Annotated in this window: 22 protein-coding genes, 1 tRNA gene and 1 pseudogene; 15 read left to right on the forward strand and 9 right to left on the reverse strand. The window is 61.8% G+C overall.

From position 1 onward, the window contains the following. The first annotated feature begins 70 nt into the window (after window positions 1–70). A tRNA-Lys gene (locus tag DXT59_RS21125) sits at window positions 71–146 on the forward strand. 91 nt (window positions 147–237) lie between these two features. On the opposite strand, the gene DXT59_RS21130 is transcribed toward DXT59_RS21125, so the two are convergent. The 3 genes from DXT59_RS21130 to DXT59_RS21135 form a co-directional block, all read right to left on the reverse strand. Further along, window positions 238–2,046 (reverse strand): DEAD/DEAH box helicase, encoded by a 1,809-nt coding sequence (locus DXT59_RS21130; RefSeq protein ID WP_205417461.1) that lies wholly within the window; start codon window positions 2,044–2,046, stop codon window positions 238–240. Window positions 2,047–2,503: 457 nt separating this feature from the next. Next, a complete protein-coding gene (locus DXT59_RS30745) occupies window positions 2,504–2,983 on the reverse strand; it encodes a hypothetical protein (protein WP_162878180.1) in 480 nt (159 codons plus the stop codon). Window positions 2,984–3,217: 234 nt separating this feature from the next. After that, window positions 3,218–3,664, reverse strand: coding sequence for a hypothetical protein (locus DXT59_RS21135; RefSeq protein ID WP_116138809.1), 447 nt, complete (start codon window positions 3,662–3,664; stop codon window positions 3,218–3,220). Between the two features lie 765 nt (window positions 3,665–4,429). Between DXT59_RS21135 and DXT59_RS21140 the strand changes: the two genes are divergently transcribed. Continuing rightward, on the forward strand, window positions 4,430–4,912 hold the full coding sequence (locus DXT59_RS21140) for a DUF488 domain-containing protein (RefSeq protein ID WP_116138810.1): 483 nt from the start codon (window positions 4,430–4,432) through the stop codon (window positions 4,910–4,912). A gap of 173 nt (window positions 4,913–5,085) precedes the next feature. Here the strand turns inward: DXT59_RS21140 and DXT59_RS21145 are convergent, their stop codons facing one another. Further along, window positions 5,086–5,463, reverse strand: a complete 378-nt coding sequence (locus tag DXT59_RS21145) for a DUF1493 family protein (RefSeq protein ID WP_116138811.1) — start codon at window positions 5,461–5,463, stop codon at window positions 5,086–5,088. Continuing rightward, window positions 5,460–5,543, reverse strand: a pseudogene (locus DXT59_RS31610) (STM2901 family protein); the annotation flags it as partial. The gene DXT59_RS21145 and the pseudogene DXT59_RS31610, both read right to left, overlap by 4 nt. A gap of 197 nt (window positions 5,544–5,740) precedes the next feature. Here DXT59_RS31610 and DXT59_RS21150 point away from each other — a divergent pair. After that, window positions 5,741–6,856, forward strand: a complete 1,116-nt coding sequence (locus DXT59_RS21150) for an alkene reductase (protein ID WP_116138812.1) — start codon at window positions 5,741–5,743, stop codon at window positions 6,854–6,856. A 39-nt stretch (window positions 6,857–6,895) separates the two neighbouring features. On the opposite strand, the gene DXT59_RS21155 is transcribed toward DXT59_RS21150, so the two are convergent. After that, the gene (locus tag DXT59_RS21155; protein WP_116138813.1) at window positions 6,896–7,825 is read right to left on the reverse strand and encodes a LysR family transcriptional regulator; all 930 of its coding nucleotides are present in this window, start codon (window positions 7,823–7,825) and stop codon (window positions 6,896–6,898) included. 283 nt (window positions 7,826–8,108) lie between these two features. Between DXT59_RS21155 and DXT59_RS21160 the strand changes: the two genes are divergently transcribed. From DXT59_RS21160 to DXT59_RS31615, 5 genes are all read left to right on the forward strand, one after another. Next, the gene (locus DXT59_RS21160; protein ID WP_116138814.1) at window positions 8,109–9,323 is read left to right on the forward strand and encodes an MFS transporter; all 1,215 of its coding nucleotides are present in this window, start codon (window positions 8,109–8,111) and stop codon (window positions 9,321–9,323) included. After that, the gene (locus tag DXT59_RS21165; RefSeq protein WP_116138815.1) at window positions 9,320–10,594 is read left to right on the forward strand and encodes a c-type cytochrome; all 1,275 of its coding nucleotides are present in this window, start codon (window positions 9,320–9,322) and stop codon (window positions 10,592–10,594) included. Before DXT59_RS21160 ends, DXT59_RS21165 begins: the two co-directional genes overlap by 4 nt. Next, window positions 10,591–11,103: a (2Fe-2S)-binding protein gene (locus DXT59_RS21170; protein WP_116138816.1), complete on the forward strand. Its 513-nt coding sequence runs from the start codon at window positions 10,591–10,593 to the stop codon at window positions 11,101–11,103. The genes DXT59_RS21165 and DXT59_RS21170 overlap by 4 nt, the downstream gene beginning before the upstream one ends. Next, window positions 11,100–13,364, forward strand: a complete 2,265-nt coding sequence (locus DXT59_RS21175; protein ID WP_116138817.1) for a xanthine dehydrogenase family protein molybdopterin-binding subunit — start codon at window positions 11,100–11,102, stop codon at window positions 13,362–13,364. The genes DXT59_RS21170 and DXT59_RS21175 overlap by 4 nt, the downstream gene beginning before the upstream one ends. Window positions 13,365–13,616: 252 nt before the next feature. Further along, window positions 13,617–13,916, forward strand: coding sequence for a helix-turn-helix transcriptional regulator (locus tag DXT59_RS31615; protein ID WP_420823409.1), 300 nt, complete (start codon window positions 13,617–13,619; stop codon window positions 13,914–13,916). On the opposite strand, the gene DXT59_RS21185 is transcribed toward DXT59_RS31615, so the two are convergent. Then, window positions 13,867–14,769, reverse strand: coding sequence for a LysR substrate-binding domain-containing protein (locus DXT59_RS21185; RefSeq protein WP_116138819.1), 903 nt, complete (start codon window positions 14,767–14,769; stop codon window positions 13,867–13,869). The two genes, DXT59_RS31615 and DXT59_RS21185, sit on opposite strands and share 50 nt — an antisense overlap. A 456-nt stretch (window positions 14,770–15,225) precedes the next feature. Here DXT59_RS21185 and DXT59_RS21190 point away from each other — a divergent pair, with 456 nt between their 5' ends. Beyond that, complete coding sequence (locus DXT59_RS21190; protein WP_116138877.1) at window positions 15,226–17,478, forward strand: multicopper oxidase family protein; 2,253 nt, start codon at window positions 15,226–15,228, stop codon at window positions 17,476–17,478. A gap of 159 nt (window positions 17,479–17,637) precedes the next feature. Continuing rightward, the gene (locus DXT59_RS21195; protein WP_116138820.1) at window positions 17,638–17,859 is read left to right on the forward strand and encodes a response regulator transcription factor; all 222 of its coding nucleotides are present in this window, start codon (window positions 17,638–17,640) and stop codon (window positions 17,857–17,859) included. On the opposite strand, the gene DXT59_RS21200 is transcribed toward DXT59_RS21195, so the two are convergent. Then, a complete protein-coding gene (locus tag DXT59_RS21200) occupies window positions 17,849–18,763 on the reverse strand; it encodes a LysR substrate-binding domain-containing protein (RefSeq protein ID WP_116138821.1) in 915 nt (304 codons plus the stop codon). The two genes, DXT59_RS21195 and DXT59_RS21200, sit on opposite strands and share 11 nt — an antisense overlap. Before the next feature lie 104 nt (window positions 18,764–18,867). On the opposite strand from DXT59_RS21200, the gene DXT59_RS21205 reads away from it, so the two are divergent. Beyond that, window positions 18,868–20,079 (forward strand): multidrug effflux MFS transporter, encoded by a 1,212-nt coding sequence (locus DXT59_RS21205; protein WP_116138822.1) that lies wholly within the window; start codon window positions 18,868–18,870, stop codon window positions 20,077–20,079. On the opposite strand, the gene DXT59_RS21210 is transcribed toward DXT59_RS21205, so the two are convergent. After that, window positions 20,072–20,809, reverse strand: a complete 738-nt coding sequence (locus tag DXT59_RS21210) for a FadR/GntR family transcriptional regulator (RefSeq protein ID WP_240324609.1) — start codon at window positions 20,807–20,809, stop codon at window positions 20,072–20,074. The two genes, DXT59_RS21205 and DXT59_RS21210, sit on opposite strands and share 8 nt — an antisense overlap. Window positions 20,810–20,939: 130 nt before the next feature. Here DXT59_RS21210 and DXT59_RS21215 point away from each other — a divergent pair, with 130 nt between their 5' ends. The 4 genes from DXT59_RS21215 to DXT59_RS21230 all read left to right on the forward strand — a co-directional run bounded on the left by DXT59_RS21215 (window position 20,940) and on the right by DXT59_RS21230 (window position 25,755). Next, a complete protein-coding gene (locus tag DXT59_RS21215) occupies window positions 20,940–21,773 on the forward strand; it encodes a (Fe-S)-binding protein (protein ID WP_116138823.1) in 834 nt (277 codons plus the stop codon). Window positions 21,774–21,775: 2 nt separating this feature from the next. Then, window positions 21,776–22,498, forward strand: coding sequence for a LutC/YkgG family protein (locus DXT59_RS21220; protein ID WP_116138824.1), 723 nt, complete (start codon window positions 21,776–21,778; stop codon window positions 22,496–22,498). Continuing rightward, entirely contained in the window at window positions 22,495–23,940 is a 1,446-nt protein-coding gene (locus DXT59_RS21225; RefSeq protein ID WP_116138825.1) for a LutB/LldF family L-lactate oxidation iron-sulfur protein, read from the forward strand. The genes DXT59_RS21220 and DXT59_RS21225 overlap by 4 nt, the downstream gene beginning before the upstream one ends. Before the next feature lie 105 nt (window positions 23,941–24,045). Then, the gene (locus DXT59_RS21230; RefSeq protein WP_116138826.1) at window positions 24,046–25,755 is read left to right on the forward strand and encodes a lactate permease LctP family transporter; all 1,710 of its coding nucleotides are present in this window, start codon (window positions 24,046–24,048) and stop codon (window positions 25,753–25,755) included. Window positions 25,756–25,759 lie beyond the last annotated feature (4 nt).

Consider the following 25,759-nt stretch of genomic DNA (forward strand, 5'->3'; position numbering starts at 1 on the left):
ATGGGGTTGCGCGGACTTTGAAGCTCGGCGTTGACGAGCTTTCCAAGGGTCGCTATAATCTCGCCTCTTCGGGTCGTTAGCTCAGCTGGTAGAGCAGCGGACTTTTAATCCGTTGGTCACTGGTTCGAATCCAGTACGGCCTACCAAGAAATTCAAGGGCTTACACGCGCGAGCGTCGTAAGCCCTTTGTTTTTGTGCAATTCCTGTGTAATCGTGCGGAGCAAACGGCGTCGGGCTTCAACCGGGAAATAGCCGTTGCATGAACAAGGAATCGCCACTACCCGTCACCAAAAGCTGGTCGGTCGAGCGCGTGGCAGCGATATAGAACAAGCGGGCTTCCTGCTCTAAGTCGCCCTCAGCCGCCGATAGCAGGCCTACACCTGGAATCGCGACAAACGGGTATTCCAAGCCTTTGCTGGCATGCATGGTGAGGACCGTTACCAAGTCGGACGTCGGCGAGTAGGCCTTCTTGTTTTGCTGCTGCCACTGGTAGGGGATCTTCGCTTTTTCCAGCGCGTCAACGCAAACTTGGCCGACCCACCTGGTTCGATGCACAATCGCCATGTCTTGCCACGCGACCCCCTGTTGATGCGCCTGGGCTAGGCGCCGAGCGATTTCAGTCGCTTCGTCCCGCAGCGATGGAAGCTTGATCAATAGCGGCTGAGGCCCTTCCCGCCCGCAACTGACCGGACGGATCAACGGCACGCCGTCATCGTCGGTTGCCTTCGGGTCGAGAATGTCTTTCGCAATCAGTGCGGCCAGTTCGAGGATCTGCCGAGTATTACGGTAATTGATCTTCAGGATCGTCGTCCGCCCCTGGGCCTGAACGCCAACGCTTTTGAAACTGAATCCGCGATGGCTCGATCGTTTGAAGATCGATTGCGCATCGTCATACAGCACCAGTAGATGGTTGCTGTCCGGCGACACCATCTGCACCACCAGTTTGAACCAGGCCGGCTCGAAGTCGTGCCCCTCGTCGATCAGAATCGCGCCATACTGCGCCGCCGGAATGTGGCCGCGGTCGACGCATTCGATGACACGCTGAACCAATGCTGGAAAGAAATCGGCGCCCTGTTCCGTAGGCAAGGGCTGGTGATACGTGATCAACTGGTTACGACACCAGCCATGAAAACTACGGACGTCAACCTTCCCGTTCAGTTCCTTCGCATCCATCCAGCTCCTCAGCCGCTTGGATAGCGGTTCGCTGAAACAGAGGATCAGGATCGGCTTTTCGGAGCGGCTGGCCAAATACTCGGCTCGGTATCCAAGGATCATCGTCTTGCCCGAGCCCGCGACACCGTGAATCACACGGTGGCCGTCCCCCAGGCTGCGCGCAAGTTGTTCCTGCTGAAGATCCATCACCGCCATGATGTCCGGAAGGTCTGGTTCGTGCTCGAACAGCGACTGCTGCCGGGGCGTTATTCGAACCTCGGGGAATAAAATCCACCGAATGCGATCGATTTGCGGCACCGTCAGCTTCTCGCGGAACTGATACTTGAACATCTGCCACAGTCGCTGCTGAAATTGCTCAGCGTCAACCGCTTCGGTCATTTCATCGGAGCAGATCACGCGGCTCGGATCGATCGCACGATCGAGCCCACCGTCCATGAATTGTTTGCGAGTGATGTTAGGTAGCACTACACCATACGTCCAAGGGAAACCCAGTTTCCCTTGATGGGAATGTCCCACCGGATGCACGAGCTGCGGATCCCGCTGAAGTTCATCGATAATCTCCAGCGTGTAACCCCTAGCCTGTTCTAGTGGATTGGCGACTGCCTTCGGCCCGTGCTCCCCAAGGATCTGCCACTCACTGGGATCGGCCTTGACGATGGTAGACGGTTTCCAGTCTTTTACCTCGAGGACAAGCAATCCTCGCTGAGGATGCAAAATCACAAAATCTGGATAGGACTGCATCGACGCAACACGCACGTCATACCAGATCAGGTAATCACTCTCCAGTTTTTGTTCAAGTCGTTCGGCAAAGCGGCGTTCCCCAGCCTGCATTTTGCCCACGCACGACGAAAGCGACGGGACGATCGTGGCCATACTCGGAATAATCAATTTATTGGAATATCGGCAATCTACCACGCTCTGATCTGCTGCAATGCCCGAATATAACGTGACGGGCATTCGGGCTTGCAACGATAGCTGAGCCGGCACATGGATCGATGCAGCGACGGGGCTCGCGTCCATTCCCGCGCCCGATGTGGGCGTCGATGGCATCGCACCGTCGGCCCGCTTGCGGCTTGCACCTGTCAGCCTCAGGGTAGAATGGCCGACCCTTCGGCAGCACGATGCAGCGGAACACGAGCAGTTTGGGCTGGCCGCTGGACAGCAACATCGCCCAGATTCCGGGGCACCTCGGGTTGTCCGGACGGGATCAACTGGTGCCTGCCCCTGGTACCCTCTCAACACTCATCGTAGATTTAATTGAAAATTCGATCGAATGTCTTTTAAATATGATGCTCTAATATTAGCATCAAACAATGGCCCGCAATAAGCGCTACTTCACCTCAGCACTTTGCAGATCGCCATAATCATTGAACAGATACCTGATTTCCCTTTCGCATTTATCACAATTTCCACCACCCCAATATGTGACGACAATCCCATTCCGGCCTCCACATACGACCTTCGCTGTCATCCATACTTTATTTTGATCCAGATCGTAACCATTGGCATCAAGATCGTTCACAGAAGGTAGCACTCTAAGCCTCCCGCCTCTCCGCCTAATTGAAACGATCTCCTCCGAAACGGGGACATCACCCAAACAACTTTGATACTTTGCGGGATTTTTCTTCCCAACTATCACCAACGCCCCCGCAGGACATTTAACGATTTTTTTATACAGTATGGTCTTTATCATCTCGCCACGCTCTGGACAAACATCGGCAGACGCGACTAGCGGCGAGGTAAGAAGAAAAATAAAAACCACCGCGAAACATAAACTCGCTTTTCTGCGTATTCCGTCAAACATCGCCAAGATTTTACTCTCATGTTATGGTCGCTCGAGCCGCAACATAGGATCTCTGAGCGACATCAAGCAACGTCGCACTGTTCGTCACGCGCCGCGCATATAGGTATTCAGTGCAGAAATTAGACTCGTACCTGTTGGCGCGTAAAAGCCATCGAGCTATAGTTACCCAACATCCAAAATAAACATCCCCCCAAAGGCTACTGATGCTTGTCACCACGAAGCATCTCTCAAGTGAGCTATTTAGCGCAGTACCTGCTCCGCATGTAGCTTCGCTGGTAACCAGAGAATTTTGACCGGACAAAACCTGCCAGAATCATGCCTGGAACGAAGCCCTTCGATACCAATACGCGATCGACTAACGTGGATGCGCAAAGAGCAGTGGTCAACTGAATCGGCGGAAAGAATGTAGAGGCCGCCTCCTATCTTGCGCGCCTCACCTGTCCCGCCGTACAGCCGTCCCCCGTTTCCAATGAGGACAATTTCAATCGTCGCTCCGTCACTCGTGAAATTCCCAATCTTTGCAATGTCACGGACGTCTTCCACATGTGGCACCGACAGCTGATGCGGAAGCTCGTAAACCATGGGTGGGGAAAACCACTTCGGCTCACTGACACCGATATCGGCATAGCTCGAATTTTGTCGCACAACCGCTATTGCACAGCCTATGAAAATAATCAGCGCCCGCATGAGTCGAACTCCGAAGCCACTTAGGAACCAAGCTCGGTTGCGCTCCCGCATCCGTTGATCAACGGCGCCCCCATTTTTAAGAATGCATACAACTTAACATGTTCGGTGGTGGCATTGCGTCTCTGTCCATCCGTCTGAAAATTCGGGGCCAACTTCGCATGAATCGTTCTAGGCAATTCTTGCGTCAACATTACGTTACCCGATCTTGCACTACTTTTCAGTGAACATCTGATGGCAAATGTTGCGTACAAAATGTTGGCGTCTCGCGACGACCGCCGCAGACGACGGCGAAAACCCACATCGAAGTCGTGCTCATCGTTTTTGACTTAATCGACACCACTGTGACAGAGCCAGAAGCAAGGCCGGGGAGCCGCAAGACACGCCCGAATTCTGATGGCGAGTTTCGACAATGGCTTTCCGCCGCTGCATGTAAACTTGGTGCAGCGGTCGCGAAGCTAGCGCGGGACAATTAGATCAATGCAAATATGCTGTCCATCTCGCTAAGCCGGTATCGCGCGCAGTTTAAGGTCGAGCCAACGTTCCCTGATGCGCTGCAGATTCCAAAGACTGGCGGCGATAGTGCTCCCTGTGATCGCAGACGGCATGTACATCTGAAACTGCGCCACTACCCCGACAGGGCCATCCAGCCGTTCCGATAGCGTCCCGAATGAACGGCGAATCCCTTGCAACTTACCGGAAGCAAGTCCGGTTCTTCGCCGGGCTGACTGGTATCGTCACCCGACCACCCCGCGCCGGAGTACATCCATGACTGTTTTCACCATTGGCTATGAAGGGCTGGACATCGGCACTTTTCTGGCACTGCTCGCGGAGCATGGCATAGAGACCGTAGTGGACGTCCGGGAACTGCCGCTGTCGCGCAAACCTGATTTCTCAAAGAAAGCGCTGGCGAGCACGCTAAACGTGTCGGGCCTCGAATATGTTCACATAGTCGACCTCGGTTGCCCGAAGCCCGTGCGCGACCGTTACCGCGAAGATGGCGACTGGAAGCGATACACCGAAAGCTTCCTTAAGTACCTTAAGACACAAAAGACGGCTATTGCGAACCTGTCCGATCTGGTGAATTCGTCGAACTGCGCGCTGCTCTGCTACGAAGCTGATTTCAACCTTTGCCACCGCTCGATGGTCGCCAGCGCAGTGCGAGAGCATTGCGGTGCGGATGTCGAGCACATCTCAGCGTCCAAAGCTAGAAAAGCGAGCCCTGCCGCTCGTCAGACGGCTTGCGCTTAGGCGGGTAGATCAAGCTGATGATCAGCCACTGGTCTTGGAACCTATGGCACCTCTCGCGTTGCAGGACAGGGTTTTGCGGAACATTCGAGAACTGCCCCCCACGCGATCGTTCCTTTTAATCCGTTGCTCATTGGTTTAATCCAATACGTCCTAGCAAGGAAGTATCACCCGCGCTATTGTCCTGCGCCGCTCTGTGCCGTCGCCTCAATTTCCGCGGTATCCCACTTCCCACGACGCATGGCTTCGGCGAGCATCCCCAACGTTAAAGGGACGAGCGCCGTCCGGCGAAAGCGCTTCGCAAACAGCCCCATGAACGACGACAGTAGCTGCTGGCCTTCCGGTCCGAAGTAGCGCCTATACGGAAAGCCGTCCGCCTGCACGTTAAACGTCTCCGCCCATTTATCGATGAATTCGACGGCGTCGAGCCCCGTAAGGCCGAGGTCTTCCTCGAGGCGCGACGTAGGCTGCAACTTCAGTCGGCCGCCAAATAGAGGTTGCCCGAGTTCTTCCCGTGCGAACGCCTCCAGGCGCTCCCAAGTTGTATCGTTCATAGGGATATCCGATCATCCGGTTTCGCAAGGCGGTTGTAGGTCACTACCGTATTGCGCATGATCATGAACGAATCCCGCGCGAAGCCGGTACTGTACACGATGGAGTCACGTGGCCGCCGACAGACAGGCGCTAGTCGGATACCTCACGACACAGCCCTTTCGCCCCCTCCCCAACGGTTGCGCCCAACGCAAAACTGAATAGCGCCGTGATCGGATTCTCCTTCGTTCGAATTGCCGTTACTTTTGGACCACTAAAACCGAACCGACGGAGAACGAAATGTCCGACACGCTGTTCAAACCGCTGCAACTAGGCCGCCACACGCTACGGCACCGCATTGCGATGGCACCGCTCACTCGCTCGCGCGCGGGCCAACCCGGCAACATCCCCACTTCGATCAACGTCGAGTACTACCGCCAGCGCGCGAGCGCCGCGTTGATCGTCACCGAAGCCACGCAAGTCTCGCAACAAGGCCAAGGCTATGCATGGACCCCGGGCATCCACACGCCCGAACAAGTAGAAGGCTGGCGTTCCGTTAGCGAGGCGGTCCATACCGAAGGAGGCACGATCTTCCTACAACTGTGGCACGTCGGTCGCGTGTCTCATCCGGTGTTCCAACCGGGCGGCGGCTTGCCCGTCGCCCCGAGCGCGATGCCCGTCCCAGGCAAAACGTTCGTCGTCGACGAGGCCGGCAAGGGCGTATGGGCCGATGTCCCCGTCCCGCAGGCCCTGACGCGCGAAGGGATTGCCGAGATCGTCGGCGATTTCCGCGCCGCCGCGCGCAATGCCATGACCGCGGGCATGGACGGCGTGGAGATCCACGCGGGCAACGGCTATCTGCTCGACCAATTCATCAACAGCAGCAGCAATCGCCGCAGCGACGAATACGGCGGGAGCATCGAAAACCGCGCGCGCCTGCTGCTCGAAATCGTCGATGCGGTCAGTGCCGAAGTCGGCGCGCACAACGTGGGCGTGCGGCTCACGCCGATGGGTCGTTTCATGGGCATGGGCGACGACACGCCCGAACAGACCTTCGGTTATATCGCGGAGCGCCTAAACGAACGCGCCCTGGCCTACCTGCACCTCGTCGAGCCGGCCATCGTCGGCACGGTCAAGGACGAGCAGTACGATCCGCGCTGGGACACCATCATCAAGCTCATGCGCGAGCGGTTCGAAGGCGTATTGATGCTCGCCGGCGGCTATACGCCCGACTCGGCGAAGCAGGCCCTCGAAGGCGGCCGCGCCGACATCATCGCGTTCGGCCGAGCCTTTATCGCCAATCCGGATCTCCCAAGGCGATTGCGCGAAGAGCGTCCGCTCAACGAGCCCGACGCCAGCACGTTCTTCGGCGGCGGCGAAACGGGATACATCGATTACCCTCCGATTGCCGCGTAATCTCGATGGCAAAGATCCGGCGCAATCGCGGCGATGCGCCTACTGCATTGCATCGCCCCGATTGCATCCGATCCGCGCTTCCAAGAACTGCAGCAAGGCGCGAACTTTCGTCGACTGGCGACGATTCGGAAGGTACGCGGCATACACAACGGCTTGCCCACCTAACGGCGTCACGCTGCGGTCGCCAAAGCACCGTATCAGGCGGCCCGCCGCGAGATGCTCGTTCACGAGCCAGTCCGGCAAAAGCGCGATGCCGTGACCGGCGAGCACGCCTTCGAGCAACATGTCCAAGTTGTTCGAGATCAACCGTCCCCGCACGTTGACCTTCTCTACGTCGTCGCCGCGCGAGAAGGTCCAGACCTGGCGGGCTCGATAACTCCCGCCATAGGTGATCCGCAGACATTCGCGCTCCTCCAGATCCGCGGGCATGAGCGGCATGCCGGCTCGCTCAACGTACTCCGGGCTGGCAACGACGAAACGGGGGTTCTCCGCGAGCGGCTTCGCAACGAGATTCGGATTTTCCGAGGGCAGCCCGATCCGCACGGCGACGTCGATCCGCTCCAGCGCGAGATCGAGAAAGCGGTCCGCCACGACGACGTCGAGCGCTACACGCGGATACTCGTTGAGGAAAGCAACGAAATGCGGCGCGAGCACGATTCGGTTGTAACTCGATGGGACCGTCACGCGCAACGACCCCGCCGGATCGGCGCCGCTATCGAGGATACTTTCGTCGGCATCGGCGAGCTCGTCGAGCACCTTCGAAATCCGTTCGACGTACGCAGCACCGGCATCGGTCAAGCTCACGCGGCGCGGCGTGCGGGTGAGCAATGCCGTACCGACGGCTTCCTCCAGCGCGTCCATGAGCCGCGTTACCGATGAAGTCGCCACGCCCAGACGCTGCGCGGCTTTCGCAAAGCCACCGGCATCGGCGACTTCGAGCAGCGTATTCAGGGCAAGCAGTTTATCCATAGCGCTAACTGTCCTCTTTAAGTCTTGGAATGGCGCGTCTCATCCGGCGGCTTGCGCGTCCGAATTCGGCCAAGCGTCATCCGCGCTCCGAAAATTTCAGCGGCAGTTCAGGACTTTTTAGCGAGCCCCGTGCAATCTTGCTGCGACTCGATGCTCATTGCGCCGTCGCACCGTTGCGCAAAACGCAACGCCGGTTTGCACGCCGCTCCCATTGTCGTACGGCAGAGCACCAGCCTAAGCTGAGCACCATCGATGCGATCTTATCGGAACAAGGAGTCCCCTCATGTCTTCCCCCTCGGAGTCGCTGCACGGCGGGGCGCCGGCCGCGCAACTCACTCAAGGTCTCATCGCGCTCTTCGCATTCAGTTGCGGCGCGATCGTGGCGAACCTTTACTACGCTCAGCCGATCACCGAACTCATTGGGCCCTCGCTGCATATGTCCGGCGGCATGACGAGCCTCATCGTCTCGCTCACGCAGATCGGCTATGCGCTCGGTTTGTTCTTCATCGTTCCGCTCGGCGACCTGCTCGAAAACCGCAAGCTCATGATCACGACGGCGCTTGTGTCGATCGCGAGTCTCGCCGCCGCCACGTTCGTGCAATCGGCCGGATGGTTTCTCATCATTTCGCTGCTGATCGGCTTTAGTTCGGTTGCCGTGCAAATTCTCATTCCGCTCGCCGCCCATCTCGCACCGCATCACTCGCGCGGGCGCATCGTCGGCACGATCATGGGCGGCTTGCTGCTCGGCATCTTGCTCTCGCGTCCGATCTCGAGTGTCGTGGCCGATCATTTCGGGTGGCGCTTCGTGTTCGGCGCCGCGGCAGTCTTGATGGCTCTGGTGACTTCGATCCTCGCGCTCACGATTCCCAAGCGGCAGCCCGATCACAGCGCGACCTACTTCGAGCTCATCGGATCACTGGTGCATCTGGTGCGGACGATGCCTGTGCTGCGTCAACGAGCGCTATACCAAGGCTTGATGTTTGCCTCGTTCAGCCTCTTTTGGACAGCGGTGCCGGTCGAATTGACGCGGCACTACGGATTCTCACAATCGGAGATTGGGCTCTTTGCGCTCGTCGGTGCAATCGGCGCCACCTCCGCGCCGGTGGCAGGCCGTCTCGCCGATGCGGGCCATTCGATTCGCGCGACGTTCATCGCCCTGATCGCGGGCGCCCTCGCCTTCGCACCCGCGCTCATGCACTCATCGTCTGGTTGGATCGGCCTCGTCGTGACGGGCATCGTGCTCGATTTCGCCGTCCAAATGAGCATGGTGCTCGGCCAACGAGAGATCTATGCGCTGCATGCCGAAAGCCGCAATCGTCTGAACGCGCTCTATATGACGACGATCTTCGTCGGCGGCGCAATCGGCTCGGCAATCGCGAGCGTACTGTACCAATACGGCGGCTGGACGCTGATCTCCGGCGTCGCCGCCGCGTTCCCGCTGATCGCTTTCGCTCATTTTCTTTTTTCCGCAAAAAACACAGGGACGCCAACGCCATGAAACGTAGGGGACTTTGGATCGGTCTCGCCGGGCTGATCGTCGCGGGGCTCGCGGTTGCGTCTGCCATCGTGTACGAGCCGTCGATCGCCCCGATCGCCACGCCTTCACCGGATAGTTTCGACGTAACGCTCAAGCAAGAAGGCGCCCGTATCGTCGCGCTCGGCGATTGCGTCGTGTGCCATACGGCAAAGGACGGGAAGCCCTTCGCGGGTGGCCTGCCATTGCACACACCGTTCGGCACGATCTACGCGACGAACATCACGCCCGACTCGCAGACCGGGATCGGGACTTGGTCGGAAGCGGCGTTCAAGCGTGCGGTGCGCTACGGAATCGCGCGCGACGGACACCACCTGTATCCGGCGTTTCCTTACGTTCACTTCACGCGCATGTCCGACCACGAGATCTCGGCAGCGTATGCCTACTTGATGAGCCGCGAACCCGTGAACGTCGCAACACAGCGCAACCAGTTGATCTTTCCACTGAACTTCCGGCAGTTCGTGGCGTTTTGGAATGTGCTGTTCTTACGTCCCGGGCCGCGCAACGCGGATTCCACGCACGACGTCCAGTGGAACCAGGGCAAGTTGATCGTCGATGGGCTCGGGCATTGCGCATCGTGCCACTCGCCGCTAAACGCAATCGGCGGAGAAAAATCCGGCCAGGCGTTCGACGGCGGCATCGTCGACGGCTGGGAAGCACCCGCGCTCAATGCGCTCGGCAGCGCCGCCAAGCCCTGGACGAAGGCGCAGCTCGTGACTTATCTGCGAACGGGAAGAGCCTCGGAGCACGGCGCCGCCGCGGGGCCGATGCTGCCCGTCACCAGAGATCTCGCAACCGTGCCCGAACAGGACGTCGAGGCCATCGCCACCTATATCCTCTCGCTTCAGAAAGCCGCCCCGCCCTCGGTTGCGCAGGCATCGCAACGCGAGACCACGGCCGCGGAGCAGCGCGGGGCCGTCTTGTTCAACGCATCGTGCGCGCAATGCCACGGCCCGGGATCGCCGATGCAAGTGATTGGCGAGCGGCCGACGCTCGCGTTCAGCACCGCCGTCAATGCATCGACGCCGCGCAACGCGGTGCAGATGATGCTGAACGGGATCAACTGGCACGGTGAGGACGCGACGAACTACATGCCCGCTTTTATCGACGTCTACGACGATCGTCAAATCGCCGACCTCGCCGCGTACCTGCGCGGAGCCTATTCGAACAAGCCGGCCTGGCGCGACGTCGAGTCGATGGCCGCACAACTCAGAAAGGAGGACCGCGCGCAATGATTTCCCTCAATGTGAATGGCGTACAACATCGGCTCGACATCGATCCATCGACACCGCTGCTCTACGTCTTGCGCAACGATCTGAAACTGCACGGCGCCAAGTTCGGCTGCGGGATGGGCCAATGCGGCGCGTGTACGGTCATCGTGGACGGGGAGGCCACCTTCTCTTGCGTGATACCCGTTAGCGCGATCGGTCCGCGCCCGGTACGAACGCTCGAAAGCCTCGGCACGGCCGAGCATCCGGGGCTGCTGCAGCATGCGTTCATCAAGCATCAAGCGGCGCAATGCGGCTATTGCATCGCCGGCATGATCATGCGTGCCCAGTCGCTGCTGGAGCGCAACCCGCACCCCACCGAGCAGGAAGTGCGCGCGCATATGGAACCGAACCTCTGCCGGTGCGGCACGCATACGCGTATTCTCGCCGCCATTCGAGAAGTCGCGGGTCTGCCCGAGCCCGAAGGCGCGTCCGCCACGGCACAACTTCACACGCAAGCGAAGGCCACACGATGAGCAACCAAGACGATTTCATCGACGAGGGCCGCCGGCGGTTCATGATCTCCGGCGCCTTGTTCGTCGCGTTCAGCATGGCGCCGGGCAAGGCCGCGTTCGCGCAAGAAGTCATTGCCGATGAAGGCGCGGCCGTCCATATCGGCAAAGCTACCCAAGCGCTCGCGGGGAGTCTCAAAACCAATCCTTTTCTCGATGCTTGGATCAAGATCACGCCCGAGGGAAAAGTCACCGTGTTCACCGGCAAGGTCGAACTCGGGACGGGCGTGCGCACCGCGCTGCTGCAAATCGCGGCCGAAGAGTTGGACATGGCGCCGCCGTTGATCACATTCCTGACGGCGGACACAGGCGCATCGCCCGACGAAGGGCTGACGGCGGGCAGCCATACGATCGCCGATAGCGGCAGCGCCCTACTCAATGCGGCTGCCCAGGTTCGTTCACTGCTCGTCGATGCGGCCGCAAAGCACTTCAACGTCGACAGCGCGGTGCTCGTCGTGACCGACGCCGTCATCCGCACGAGAGACGGACGTGAGATGACCTATGGGCAAGCGGTCGGCCTCGTCGATCTGCACCGGATGGCCAGCGCCAAGTCCCCGCTCAAAGACCCGAAGACGTTCCGGACGATCGGCACGTCCGTGCCGCGGCTCGACATACCGTCCAAAGTCACGGGCGGCGTGAGTTACGTCCAAGACATGTCGCTTCCGGGCATGCTGCATGCCCGCGTCGTGATGCCTCCCGTCTACGACGCCAAATTGATTTCCTGCGACGAAGCGGCGGTCGCGAGGATGCCCGGCGTCGTCAAGATCGCCCGCAACGGCAGCATGCTTGCCGTCGTCGCCGAGGGCGAATGGCAGGCGATCGTGGCGCAACGCGCACTCTCGGCAAGCAGCCGATGGACGGCCGGGCGAGCGCTGCCCAATCCGGACACCGTCCACGACGATCTAAAGAAGATCTCGACGCAGAAGATCAAGATCGCCGATTTCCATGAACCGGCGGCGCCGGCGGTCAAGACGCTAAGCGCGCGCTTTACGAAGCGCTATCTGATGCACGGCTCGATCGGGCCATCTTGCGCCGTCGCGATTTTCGACGGCGCATCGCTCTCGGTCTGGACGCATTCGCAAGGCGTTTATCCGCTGCGCGATGCGCTGGCCGAAATGCTCTCGATGGAGAAAGCGAACGTTCGATGCATCCACACGGAAGGCTCGGGATGCTACGGCCATAACGGTGCGGACGACGTGGCGGCCCACGCCGCGCTCATCGCCAGCGCGATGCCGGGACACCCGATCCGCGTCCAGTGGATGCGCGAACAGGAACACACGTGGGATCACTTCACACCCGCGATGGTCACCGAAGTCACGGCTTCCCTCGATTCGAGCGGACAGATCGTCGACTGGAAGTACGCGCTATGGAGCAGTTCGCATAACGAACGCATCGTCAACGCGGGTCGCCTGTTGCCGGCACGCATGTTGGAAAAGCCGTTCGTTTCCGCGCCGTCCGTGCCGATGCTGCAACCGGAGGGCGGCGGTGACCGGAACGGGATTCCGCTCTACTCGCTGCCCAACATGGACGTGATGAACAACTTCTCGCCGACGATGCCTTTGCAAACGTCGGCGATGCGGTCCCTGGGCGCGCACTTCAACGTATTGACGATCGAGAGCACGATGGACGACCTGGCGCACATGGCCGGCATCGATCCCGTCGAGTTTCGTCTACGGCATATGCGCAATGCGCGCGCCCGTGACGTCATCGAATTGGCCGCGCGTCGATTCGGCTGGCCGCGGCCACCCCGCGCCCGAAATCACGGCGTGGGTTTCGCCTTCGCGCAGTACAAGAATTTGATGGCCTATGTGGCGATGGCGGTCGAGGTCTCGGTCGAGCCCGAAACGGGCCATGTCACGCTCGAACGCGCGGTGGCCGCGGTCGATGCCGGGCAGATCGTCAATCCGGACGGCATTCGCAATCAGATCGAAGGCGGCATCGTGCAGTCGGCAAGCTGGACGCTCTACGAGGCGCTGCGCTATGACACCGAGCGTATCCGCAGTTTCGACTGGGGCACCTATCCGATCCTGCGATTTTCCTCGGTTCCGCAGCGTATCGAGGTGCATTTGATCGATCGTCCGGGCGCCCCGTTCCTGGGCGCGGCCGAAGCCTCGATGGGCCCGACCGCCGGCGCCCTCGCCAACGCCTTGTTCGATGCCACCGGGAAGCGAATACGCGAGTTGCCGCTCGCGGGCGAGAAGCTCAGAAAGCTGATAGAAGCGTGAGGAGAGGCAATATGAAACGATTCTTGATTTTCTTTCAAATATGTCTTGATTCTGAACCGGTGTAAATTGCCGGCCCCGTCAGGCAGACTTTTACTGCGGCCCGGTTTGCGGCCGACCCGACGGTGGAGCGCCATGACGATAAACCTCGAAAGTGCCGGATCTCAGGGCCTCGCTCCTCGCGGCGTGCGCCGGATTACGTGGCTGTGCGATGCGCTGACTATCCTTGAGTCCGACTTGGCCGCCGAGCTGTCGATGACGGAAGTCGCCGCGTCCGTCAATCAATCCACCGCCCATTTTTTTCGGGCGTTTAGGCTGGGCGTGGGACAAACGCCCCATCAATGGAGATTGAACGCGCGCATCGCCGCCGCCCAGTCCGATTTGGTCGCGCGCTCCATTTGCACGGCCGATATTGCCCACAAATACGGCTTCAATGATCAGGCCCATTTCACGCGAGTCTTCAAGCGGATCGTCGGACAAACACCCGCGGCCTGGCGCGATAGAACTAGCGGGCGAATTCCGTCCCGCGCACGGCGTCGATCAGGTAATCGATAAATGAAGCTACGCGCGCCGAGGTCGCGGTATTGCGGTAGTACACCGCGTTGATGGGCTGCCATACCTCTTGCGTCTGACGCGCAAAGAGTTGCACCAGCGCCCCGTCGCGACGATCGCCCGCGGTCATGAAGTCGGACAGGCAAACGATACCCGCCCCCGCCAAGGCCAGTTGTCGTAGGGTTTCTCCGCTCGACGAAACGATGGCCGGCGCGATCCGATACGGCTCATTGTCCACGCCGGCTATGGGCCAGACATTGAGGGTCTCGGGCCGAGTAAATCCCAGCAACGCGTGCCGTGACAGATCGCTTACGCGCTTGGGGTGCCCATGCGCGTCGAGATAGGGGGGACTCGCCAGGATGCGCATGCGGCTACGGCCGACCGCCTTGCGATGCAACGTGGAATCCCTGAGCGGGCCGATCCGGATGGCGACGTCGGTGCGCCGCTCCAGCAAATCGATAATGTCTTCATTGCTGTTCAGTTCGAGCTCGACCTGCGGATAACGCGCCCGATAGCCCTGCACGAGCGGCACGATCACGTGCAGCATGAACGGCGTTGCGGCATCCACGCGCAGCCGCCCCGATGGACGTTCCCGGCGCGCGGCCATTTGCTCCTCCGCGCCCTCGACCGACGCGATAATCGCTCGCGCGTCGCTCAGAAACGCGCGCCCCTCCTCCGTCAGCTCGAGCCGCCGCGTGGTACGCCGCAGCAGCGTGGTTTTGAGCTTCTCCTCCAACCGTCCCAACGTGCGGCTCGTCGCCGACACGGTCAGGTCGAGCTGCTGCGCGGCGGCAGTAATGGAACCGCTATCGACAACGCTCACGAACGCTTGCAACTCGTCGAGTGTGATCTTCATTTTTGATTTGAAAACAAAACGACTTGGTTTATAGATCACTTTTTAAGCAAAAGTAAAGCACGGCGCTCCATCTCGCGCGTGTGGATGCCGGAACCTCGATCGCGCCGCCCGTACGCCGTACACTAGGCGTCTGCGCGTGTACTTTTCGGCGGGACCCAGGTCGCCATCCCCGAAGCTTAGCGTCCGCACTCACAACGTTATGAATTTTTTCCTGCGAACTTGACCGACGAACGCGCCAGAAGGCGCAGCCTTCGGCCCTCCGATTCCGCCCGTAATCAAATAAAAAAGTGATTTTCGGACAATAAACATTCATTTCAGGCGCAGAAATTCTTTTTTAATCGCTTCATTGCTAGGCTTTTCCAAGTGCTAGTGGCGAGTGCCGAGCAGTTCGCCGGCCCGGCTTACAGCACGTTTGCAATTCCCCCACACCATACCGATCGCTACGCGGAGTTATTTATGCGGTTGTTCACTCGGTTGCTCGCCGCGGTGGCGGCTTGCGCGTCGCTCTCGCTTTGCGCGCCTGCGGCGGCTGCGCCAAGCTCGGCGCGTTCGTTCGTCGATCTCGATCCCGGTCCGCGAGCCGCGCTCGCACAGCCCGTCGCACGCGGCGCCCGGGCCTTGGCAACGCCCGTCTGCGGCGGCCCCGGCTATGTCGCCTATGGATCGAGCTTGATCACGCTGACCGCGGGCTACTCGTCCTACAGCATCTACAACCCTTTGACGGACGCCTACGACCAAGTCAACGTGCGCGCCTACAATGGATGCCCGACCGGGCCGACGATTTACGTCAATCCCGGGCAAACGTTGAAGATGCAAGTCAACAATACGTTGCCGGCCGAATCGGACGCGACGTGCCCGCAAAATCCATCGCACGACAGTCCGCATTGCTTCAACACCGTGAATTTGCATCTGCATGGAATGCATGTCTCGCCTTCCGGCAATAGCGACAACGTCTTCATGAGCGTCCCGCCGGGCAGCTCGGCCAATTACGCTTACCAAATTCCGGCCGACCATCCGGCCGGAACGTTTTGGTATCACTCGCACCACCACGGCTCGACCGCGATCGACGCCGCCAGCGGTATGGAAGGCGTGCTGATCGTTCGCGGTAAACGCACGGCGGCCAATCGCGCGGCCAACGGCGGCCTCGCCGACATCGATACGATCCTGCACGATCGCTCGGGCACGCCGTTCCCCGAACACGTCTTCCTGTTCCAGCAGATCGAATACGGCTGCTTCGCCGATGCGCAAGCCACCGCCCCGCTTGCCGATCCCGTAACGTTCGCATGGGTGTGCCCGTCCGGCAGCGTGGGCGAGTTGCGCAACTACACGAACCAGTTGAACTTCGTGGCCGATCCGCGCCCCGGTCACACGGGCCAGAAAAATTCGACGTGGGAGATCTCCGGGCGCTTTACGCAAATCAACGGTGTCGTGCAGCCGATGTTTCCGACGGCCACCGGTTTTTTGCCGGCGGGCCAGATTCAGCGTTGGCGGCTCGTGCACGGCGGCGATCGCGACACGATCAACCTGAAAGTGGTGCAAGCGAATCTGGCGGTCGTCGGTGGGACCCGGAACGCCGTGGCGAGCGCGAGCGACATCGACAACGCCGCGCGAGCCGCGCGGGCGCTATTGGCCGGCGCGCACACCCGCGCGCAAACTGCCACCACGCTCGATCAACTGTGCGGCGGAGAAGTCGTGAAGCAAGTGGAAATCGCCGACGACGGGTTGACCCGCGATGCCATGATCGAGGAAGACGTCGATACGCTGAACCCCGGTTATCGCCGCGATGTGCTCGTTGCATTCCCGCAGCCGGGGCTGTATTGCATCCTCGACGAAGCCGCGGATGCGTCATCGACGATCGCGTACCAATCCGGCGCCGACAAGGTCAAGGATCGCCGCTTGCTCGCGTTCGTGCGCATCGGCCAAGGCACCACCGTGCCCGACTATGCGCCCGACGGCCTCGGTCACTCGAAATACTGGCAATACGTGCGCAATTCGCTCGTCGATGCGAACGGCGATTTGCCCGCCGACGTTCTGGCGAATCTGCGTACGCTCGACACGCATGTCTACGCGCCGGAGCAGCCGCTCACCGGGCCGATCAACAAGCAAGTGCCGATGCTGATGAACGTCGCCGTCGCGAACGGCAAGCCGCAATTCGTCATGAACTCGCAGCTATACGATCCCGCGCGGATCGACTATACGGCGGTCCTCGGCACGACGGACGAATGGCGCATCGCCGCCGGCGGCAACGGCGGACACATCTTTCATATCCACGTGAATCCGTTCGAGATCGTCGATGTCCTCAACACGCATGGCGTCTCGATCTACGATTCGAGCGGCAATTGCACGGCAGCCGAGCTGGCCACCGGCGATGCGGAGTACTGCACGTTGCGCGGCGTATTTCTCGATACCATATTCATCAAACCCGGCTACACGGTCGTCATGCGCACGCAGTACAAGGACTTCACGGGCGAATTCGTCATGCACTGCCATGTGCTCGACCATGAGGACGCGGGGATGATGGCCAATGTCTCGATCGTGACGCCGACAACGGCCCTGATCTCGCACTTGACGGCCCCGCTCACGCGCGCCAAGGCGAACGTCGATGCGTTTGTCGACACGCTGCGCTACGGCAAGCAACGCTCGGCCCAACTGGCCTTCACGGCGCCGATATGCGGTACCGGCAATACGCAGACGTTCGCGGCGAAGTGATGGGAAGCCCGCGGCGGCATGGTCAATCGCACATAGCCTGCATGTGACTTGGCCGATGGCATTCGCGGGGCTCGTCGCTATATGCTTTCTCCGGTATGCCTAGCAGGGCCCCGCCGCGTATGACGAAAACGCGGCGCGGGGCGCGCAAGCGGAGAAGCTATGAGCCATTTGAACGAGGTGTTCGCGCCGCTGACCGAGCGCGAATTCGGGGTGTTGGATTGGCTGAAGGAAGGCAAAACGAATGCGCAGATCGGCGCCATCCTCGGCATCAGCGAACGCACGGTCAAATTTCACGTCGCCAACATTCGCGAGAAACTGAAGGCATCGAGCCGCAGCCACGTGGTCGCGCTCGCCTACTCGCACGATCTGCTCAAGCGCTGAGCGCTTGGCGCGCGGCAGTCTCCCCCGTTTCTTCGAGCGCTCGCATAAAGTGACGTACGCCCGCCGTCTGCGCACGCGCGCGCCACAACAAGTGGATGTCCACCGCCAGCGGCAGCCAGTCGATCCGCTTGAACACGACCCCGGGCGGGCTCATCCGCTGCATGCTCGATTGCATGACCGCCGCCCCGAGCCTCGCGCTGACGAGACCGAGCGTCGTCGAAACCTGCGCCACCTCGAATTGAATATCGGGCGTGAAGCCCGATGCCGCGCAGGCCGCTAGAAAGCGCTCGCGCGCCGCGGGGTTCAGCGCCTTCGGCAAAGCGATCCAAGGCATGCCGTCCAAATCGCTCGGCGCTATCTCCGGCTTCGCCGCTAACGGATGATCGTCCGCGATCGCGAGCACGAACGGCTCGCTCGTCAGCAAACGGCTAGTCAGCGATTCGCTAGGCTTCGGCAGGTTATAGACGAACGCGATGTCGATCAGCGACCGTTCGAGCGCATCGATCTGCTCGCCCGAGCGCATGGCCGCGAGCTTCAAATTGACCCGGGGATGCGTGGCCCTGAAATGGCGCAGCGCGGCCGGCAACCGCCCGTTGTGAATAATGCCCTCGCAATACCCGATCGACAGAGAGCACGCCTCGCCTTTGCCGACCTGTCGCGCCCGTTCCTCGATACGCTCGGCCTGGCTCAACAAAGCGCGCGCCTGTTCGAGAAAATCGCGCCCGGCCGGCGTGAGCCGCACGCGCTGCTTGATCCGCTCGAACAGTTGCAACCCGAGATGATCCTCGAGTTGCCGGATCTGCCGGGAAAGCGGCGACTGGGAGATGTGCAGCCGCTCGGCGGCGCGCGCGACATGCTCGGTTTCGGCCACCGCCACGAAGTACCTCAGTTGCTGCAGCTCCATGGTTGAGTCCTTTTTCGCATCAACTGTGATCGATTAAGTCTTGGACGGCATTATATCGAGTCGCTAAGCTTCCGTCCTGTGATCAGCACCATGGAAGCATCGCCATGCATCAGGCTCGCCGCACCATTCCTCAAGGGGTACTGCTCGTGACGCTCGTCCTACTGAGCGCGAGCGGACTCGTCGCCTCCGACATCAATTTACCGGGCATGCCGCTGGCGGCACGGGCGTTTGGTACGCCTATCTCCGCCTTGCAGCACACGTTCAGCGTCTACATCGTCGGGCTCGCGCTCGCGCAAGCGCTTTACGGTCCGCTCTCGGACGCCTACGGACGGCGCCGTCTCGTCATCGGCGGCATGCTGCTTTATGCCGCCGCTTCCGTCGGCTGCTCGCTGGCCCCGAACGTCACGGCGTTCGGTCTCGCACGCATCGTTCAGGCACTCGGCGCGGGCGCCGGGATGGTTATCGGCCGCGCGATCGTCAGCGATATCTTCGATGCGAAGAAAGCCGCGCATACGTTCACGACGATCATGCCGATCGTCGGCGCCTCGCCCGCGCTCGCACCGCTCATCGGCGGCTATATCACGACCTACGTCTCTTGGCGCGCGCCGTTCTTGTTCACGGCCGCGCTGGGAATTGCCGCCGCCGTGCTGCTGACCGTCTACGTTCCGGAGACGGTGCCCAAGGCGAATCGGCATAGCAATCTGGCGCGCACGTTCCGTAGCTACCCGATGCTGCTCGTCCAGTCGCGGTTTTGGTCGTACGCGCTGATCCTGTGCGTGGGCTATGCGGTCTATCTCGGCTATCTCGCCGCCTCGCCGGTGCTGCTGGTGGGGATGGGGCTGTCGACGAAGACGATCAGCTACTGCTATATGAGCCTATCGGTCACCTATATCGCCGGCAATTTGACGTCGCGTCACTTCGCCAAAACATATGGCATCGACCGGCTCATCGGCGTGGGCCTCGCCATTCTCGCCGCCGGCGCGGCATGCTTGATCGCCGCGAGCTTCGGCCGCGCCACGCCGCTGCCGATGATTCTCGCGATCTCGGTCGTGACGCTCGCGAACGGCTTCATGCTCCCGCTTTCCTTCGCGGGCGGCGTCACGAGCTTTCCCGAAAGCGCCGGCGCCTCGTCGGGACTCATGGGCGCGATGCACATGATCGCCGGGTCCCTCGCCATCTATCTCGTCGCGGCCCTGCCCGGCACCGTCGCCGCCCTCGCCGGGTTCGTCACGGCCGTCGCGGCGATCGGATGCGTGGCGTTCCCCGTGCTGCGCCGGTCGCGTGGTTGGACCAATATTCGCGCGACGGTTAGCTGAGCTTCGTGCGTTCGTTCAGTTTGGCGCGCACGAAATCGATGTGAGTCTGCATCGCGGTGCGCGCTTCCTCGGGGCGGCGCGCGCAAATCGCATCGCAGAGCGTGCGATGCTGCAAGAGCAACAATGCCGACGAATCGCCGCCCTGTTCGCGCAGTCCTGTCCCGTTGATCGTGATGTGCTCGCGCAAAACGCCCAGCACGCCAGCATGCAGATGCAAAAACATGGCGTTGTGCGATGCCTTCGCGATCGCTTCATGCAGCCGCGTATCGGCTTGCGCTTCGGCCGCCACGTCATCGTCGCGCCGCGCGTTCTCGAGCGTGCGCATCAACGTCTCGATCGATTTGATCTCGTCCTTCGTGGCACGCATCGCCGCGAAGTACGCCGTCGCACCTTCGAGCACGCGGCGGAACTCCAAGATGTCTTCGCGCAGCGCCGGATGGTCGGCGACGAGCTCGCCCCAAGGCGACGCGACCCCGGTCCGCAAACGGTCCGTCACGTATACGCCCGCGCCCGGGCGGCTCAGCAAGAGCCCGCGCGCGGCCAATCGCTGGATCGCCTCGCGCACCGTATTGCGCGAGACCGCGTAACGCTCCGCCAGCGTGCGCTCGGCCGGCAGCCGCGCGCCGGCTGCGAACGTGCCGTCGAGCAACGCCGTTTCCAATGCGCGCATCGTGGCCTGCACGCGCGAGCGGTCACCTATCGTCTGCTTAATCTGCTTAATCTGCTTCATCCGCCTGTCCTCCCCCCGACCGCCGTCCGGCGAGCGCATCGCCATGGTGGTCCAACCAATTTGCGGTCCTCGGCGATTGCCGCAATTATGCGCCCAATGCCGTCGTCGAAATACGGCTTTGGAGAGAGACATGCCGCATCGGCACTACCCGCCCCGCCGGCCAACGGATGTTTATCTGTTCGCCACCTGCCTCGTGGATCTATTCGTTCCGCAAGCGGGCCTCGATGCCGTTCGCCTGCTCGAACGCGAGGGGCTGACGGTGCATTTTCCGAGAGCGCAAAGCTGCTGCGGACAACCCGCTTACAGCAGCGGCAATCCCGAACACGCTCGCGCGGTCGCGCGAGCCCAATTGAATTTGTTTCCCCAGCCCTGGCCCATCGTCGTGCCTTCCGGATCCTGCGCCGGCATGATGCGCCATCATTGGCCACGGCTCTTTGTGGGCGACCCCGTCAACGAAGCGAGAGCCGAGCGGCTCGGCGAGCGGATTTATGAACTCGCGGAATTCCTCGTACGCGTGCTCGAGGTCGATTTCGCCGATGCGGTGCCTGCCGCGCAACCTGACGAGCAGCCGCCAACCGAGCGCGTCGTATTGCATACGTCGTGCGCGGCGCGGCGCGAAATGGGGACGCGCGAGCACGGCGTCGCACTGATCGATGCGCTCCCCGGCGTTGCACGGATCGATCACGAACGCGAAGCGGAATGTTGCGGATTCGGCGGCACCTTCTCGCTCAAGCACCCCGATATCTCCGGCGCGATGGTGCGCGACAAAGTCGCATCGGCGTGCGCGACGGGGTGCGATCGGCTCGTGACGGCGGACTGCGGCTGCATGCTCAACATCGGCCATGCGGCGCGGCACGAGGGTGCCCCGCTTGCGGTCGAGCATCTCGCCACTTTCCTATGGCGGCGCACGGGCGGAGATGCACGGGCCGTGCAGGGGCGTTCATCGAAGACGGAGGACCAGTAATCATGCTCACGTCTCGCGAACGCATCTTGGGGCGGCTGCAAGCCGCCGCGGCTTCCTCACCGAAGCGCGATACGGCCTCGCTCGATCGCCGCATCGACGAGCATTACGCCATCTGGCGCCCCCTTGCCGGAGCGGCCCGCGCGCAACGCGTGGATGCCTTCGAACGTGCGCTGAGCGCTGCGCACGCCGACGTTTGGCGCGCGAGCGCGGCGACGTGGGCCCCGGATTTGGCACGCCGCCTCGCCGATGCGGGCGTTCGGCGGCTGCTGCTCGATCCGGCGCGGGCCGAGGGCGCGCTACTCGCCGCCGCCCTGCCCGGCACGATCGAGCCGCTCGCGTTCGCGAAGCCGATCGAGACGTGGAAGCGCGAACTCTTCGATACCGTCGAAGCGGGGTTCACGGTCGCGCGCTCCGGTATTGCGGCAACGGGCACCGTCATCATCGAACCCGACCGCGGCTCGCCGCGCACGATCTCCCTTGCCCCGCCGCTGCATATCACCCTGGTACATGCCGATACGTTGCATCGCGACCTGCACGAGGCGGCTCGCACCGAGCGCTGGGGCGCAGGCATGCCCGCCAATTTGGCACTCGTGTCGGGCCCGTCGAAGACATCCGATATTCAGCAAACGCTCGCATACGGTGCGCACGGCCCGCGCCGGTTGTGGGTCGTCATCGTGACGAACGACGGCGGCGCCGGCGCGGCCCCAGCGGAGGATCGTCGATGAGTAGTCGTCATCTTCATTTCGTCGCGCCGAACGACTTCAAAACGCGCGCGCGCGAGGCGCTCGACGATCCCGCGTTGCGCGCGAGCTTTCGCGGCGCGATGTCGTTCTTGCAAGACAAGCGCACCGCGCAGTTTCCCGATGCAGACGAACGCGAGGCGCTGCGCGATCTAGGCGAAGCGATCCGGCAAGACGCGCTCGCCCGCTTGCCCCAATTGCTGACGCAACTCGAAGCGAATCTCATCGCGGCAGGCGCGCATGTGCATTGGGCCGCCACGGCCGACGAGGCCAATGCCGTCATCTTGGGGATTGCGCAGGCGCATCGAGCCAAGCGCGTCATCAAGGGCAAATCGATGGCGAGCGAGGAGATCGAACTCAATCACTATCTGGCCGAGCACGGCGTCACGTGTACCGAGTCCGATCTCGGCGAATTCATCGTGCAACTGGCGGACGAAAAACCCTCGCATATCGTCATGCCCGCCATCCATAAAACGAAGCGGGACATTGCGCGCTTGTTCGAGACGCATATCCACGGGGCCGAATACACCGAAGACGTCGATGCCCTGATTCAAATGGGACGACGCGCGCTGCGCCACGCGTTCGTCGATGCCGACATCGGACTCTCGGGCGCGAACTTCGCGGCAGCGGACACGGGCACGTTATGGCTCGTCGAAAACGAAGGCAACGGCCGACTCTCGACGTCGGTACCCGATGTCCATATCGCGATCGTCGGCATCGAGAAAGTCGTCGCCAAGCTCGAGCACATCCTGCCGCTCGCGAGCTTGCTCACCCGCTCGGCGACGGGCCAAGCGATCACCACCTACTTCAATTTGATTTCGGGCCCGCGCCGCGAGGGCGAACTCGACGGACCGCGCGAGATGCACGTGGTCCTGCTCGATAACGGCCGCACGCAAGCGTACGAGGACGAGGAGTTGCGCGCGACGCTGCAATGCATCCGCTGCGGCGCATGCATGAATCACTGCCCCGTCTACACGCGAATCGGCGGTCATGCCTACGGCACGACCTATCCCGGCCCGATCGGCAAGCTCATCTCGCCGCATCTGCTCGGTCTCGAAGCGACGGCCGACCTGCCGACCGCATCGTCGCTCTGCGGCGCGTGCGGGGACGTGTGCCCCGTGCGCATTCCCATCCCGCGATTGCTGATCCGTCTGCGCACAGAGGCGAACCGCGCACCCGACGATCACGTCGCACACCCGCTGCGCGGCCAAGGTGCGAATTACACGCGCGGCGAACATATCGTCTGGCGGTTTTGGCGCGGCGCATTCGCCCACCCGCGCGTTTATCGCCTCTTTCGTTGGGCCGCGACGCGCCTCGCCGCGCTGGCCCCCGCACGGCAGATGGGATGGACCGACCATCGCACGCCGCTCAGGCCTGCGCCGCGCAGCCTAGCCGACATGCTGCGCGCACGCGGCCAACCCGAATAAACGACGCGCCGGCACAGCCCGGCAACAGGCGATTCACGCTCAGGCCGCGCGCATCGCGACGCGGCCGGGCCTTGCCTTGTCTTTGCATTTACGGAGGAGACCGACATGCAAATCTGGAGCCAAACCTATACACCGCTCGGCGGCCTCGCGCTGTCGTCCTTGGCCGCCGCCATCCCGATCGTGTTTTATTTCGCGGCGCTTACCGTCATGAAACTCAAGGGCCATGTCGCGGCAGCGATTACGCTTGCGCTCGCGCTCTTCGTCGCCGTGACGGCGTTCGGCATGCCGGCCCGAATGGCATTCGCGGCGGCCGGATACGGATTCGCCTATGGCCTGTGGCCCATTGCCTGGATCATCGTGACGGCCGTGTTCCTATACAAGATCGTCGTGAAGACAGGGCAATTCGAGATCATCCGCGCCTCGGTGCTGTCGATCACCGACGATCGGCGGCTGCAAGTGCTCTTGATCGGGTTTTCGTTCGGCGCGTTTCTCGAAGGCGCCGCGGGCTTCGGCGCGCCCGTCGCCATTACAGCGGCGTTGCTCGTGGGGCTCGGCTTGAGCCCGCTCTATGCCGCCGGGCTCTGTCTGATCGCGAACACGGCACCCGTCGCATTCGGCGCCATGGGCATTCCGATCATCGTCGCCGGACAAGTCACGGGAATCGACGCGTTCCATGTCGGGGCGATGGCCGGCCGGCAATTGCCGCTGCTCTCGCTATTCGTGCCGTTCTGGCTCGTATTCATCATGGACGGCGTGCGCGGCGTCAAACAAACGTGGCCCGCCGCGCTCGTCGCCGGGGGCAGCTTCGCGATCACGCAGTACTTCACCTCGAACCATATCGGACCGGAACTGCCCGACATCGCCTCGGCCCTCGTCAGCCTCGTCGCGCTGACCGCATTCCTCAAGCTCTGGCAGCCGCGCACCGCGACGCAATCGGCAGTCGCCGCGACCGGTGGCGGCGCGGCGGCGCTCTCGGGCTTCGGCGGCACGCCCGCCGCGATGCGTGTAGCCGGAACGAGCCGGCAACACTCGCCGTACACGAGCGCTCAAACGCTGCGCGCGTGGGCGCCGTTCGGCCTGCTCACGATCATCGTCACGATCTGGAGTCTGCCCTCGTTCAAAGCCTTGTTCGCGGCGCATGGCGCGCTCGCGAGCACCGTGCTTTCGCTGCACGTACCCGGGCTCGATCGGCTCGTATTCAAGGCGGCACCGATCGTCACGACGCCCAAAGCCTTGGATGCCGTCTTCAAGCTCGATTTCATCTCCGCCGTCGGCACGGCAATCTTTCTGACGGCGTTGATCTCGACCGTACTGCTTCGCATGCGTCCGAGCGTCGCCGCTCACACGTTCTTCGAAACGCTCGGCGAACTGCGGCGCCCCGTGCTGTCGATCGGTCTCGTGCTCGCGTTTGCCTTCGTCGAAAACTACTCGGGTATGTCCTCGACGCTTGCGCTGCTGCTGGCCGGCACGGGCGCCGCATTTCCGTTGTTTTCGCCGTTGCTCGGCTGGCTCGGCGTGTTCCTGACGGGCTCCGATACGTCGTCGAACGCCCTCTTTTGCTCGCTGCAACATACGACCGCGCATCAAATCGGCGTGTCCGATACCCTGCTGGTCGCCGCCAATACAACCGGCGGCGTGACCGGCAAGATGATCTCGCCGCAGTCGATTGCGGTTGCGTGCGCGGCGACGGGCCTCGTCGGCCAAGAAGCGTCTCTGTTTCGCTTCACGCTGCGTCATAGCCTGCTCTTTGCAGCCGTGGTCGGCATCATGACGCTCGCGCAGGCCTATTGGCTCACGGGCATGCTCGTGAATTGAAGCC

It is taken from the genome of Trinickia diaoshuihuensis (assembly GCF_003390925.1).
In the GTDB taxonomy this organism is placed as follows: Bacteria; Pseudomonadota; Gammaproteobacteria; order Burkholderiales; family Burkholderiaceae; genus Trinickia; species Trinickia diaoshuihuensis.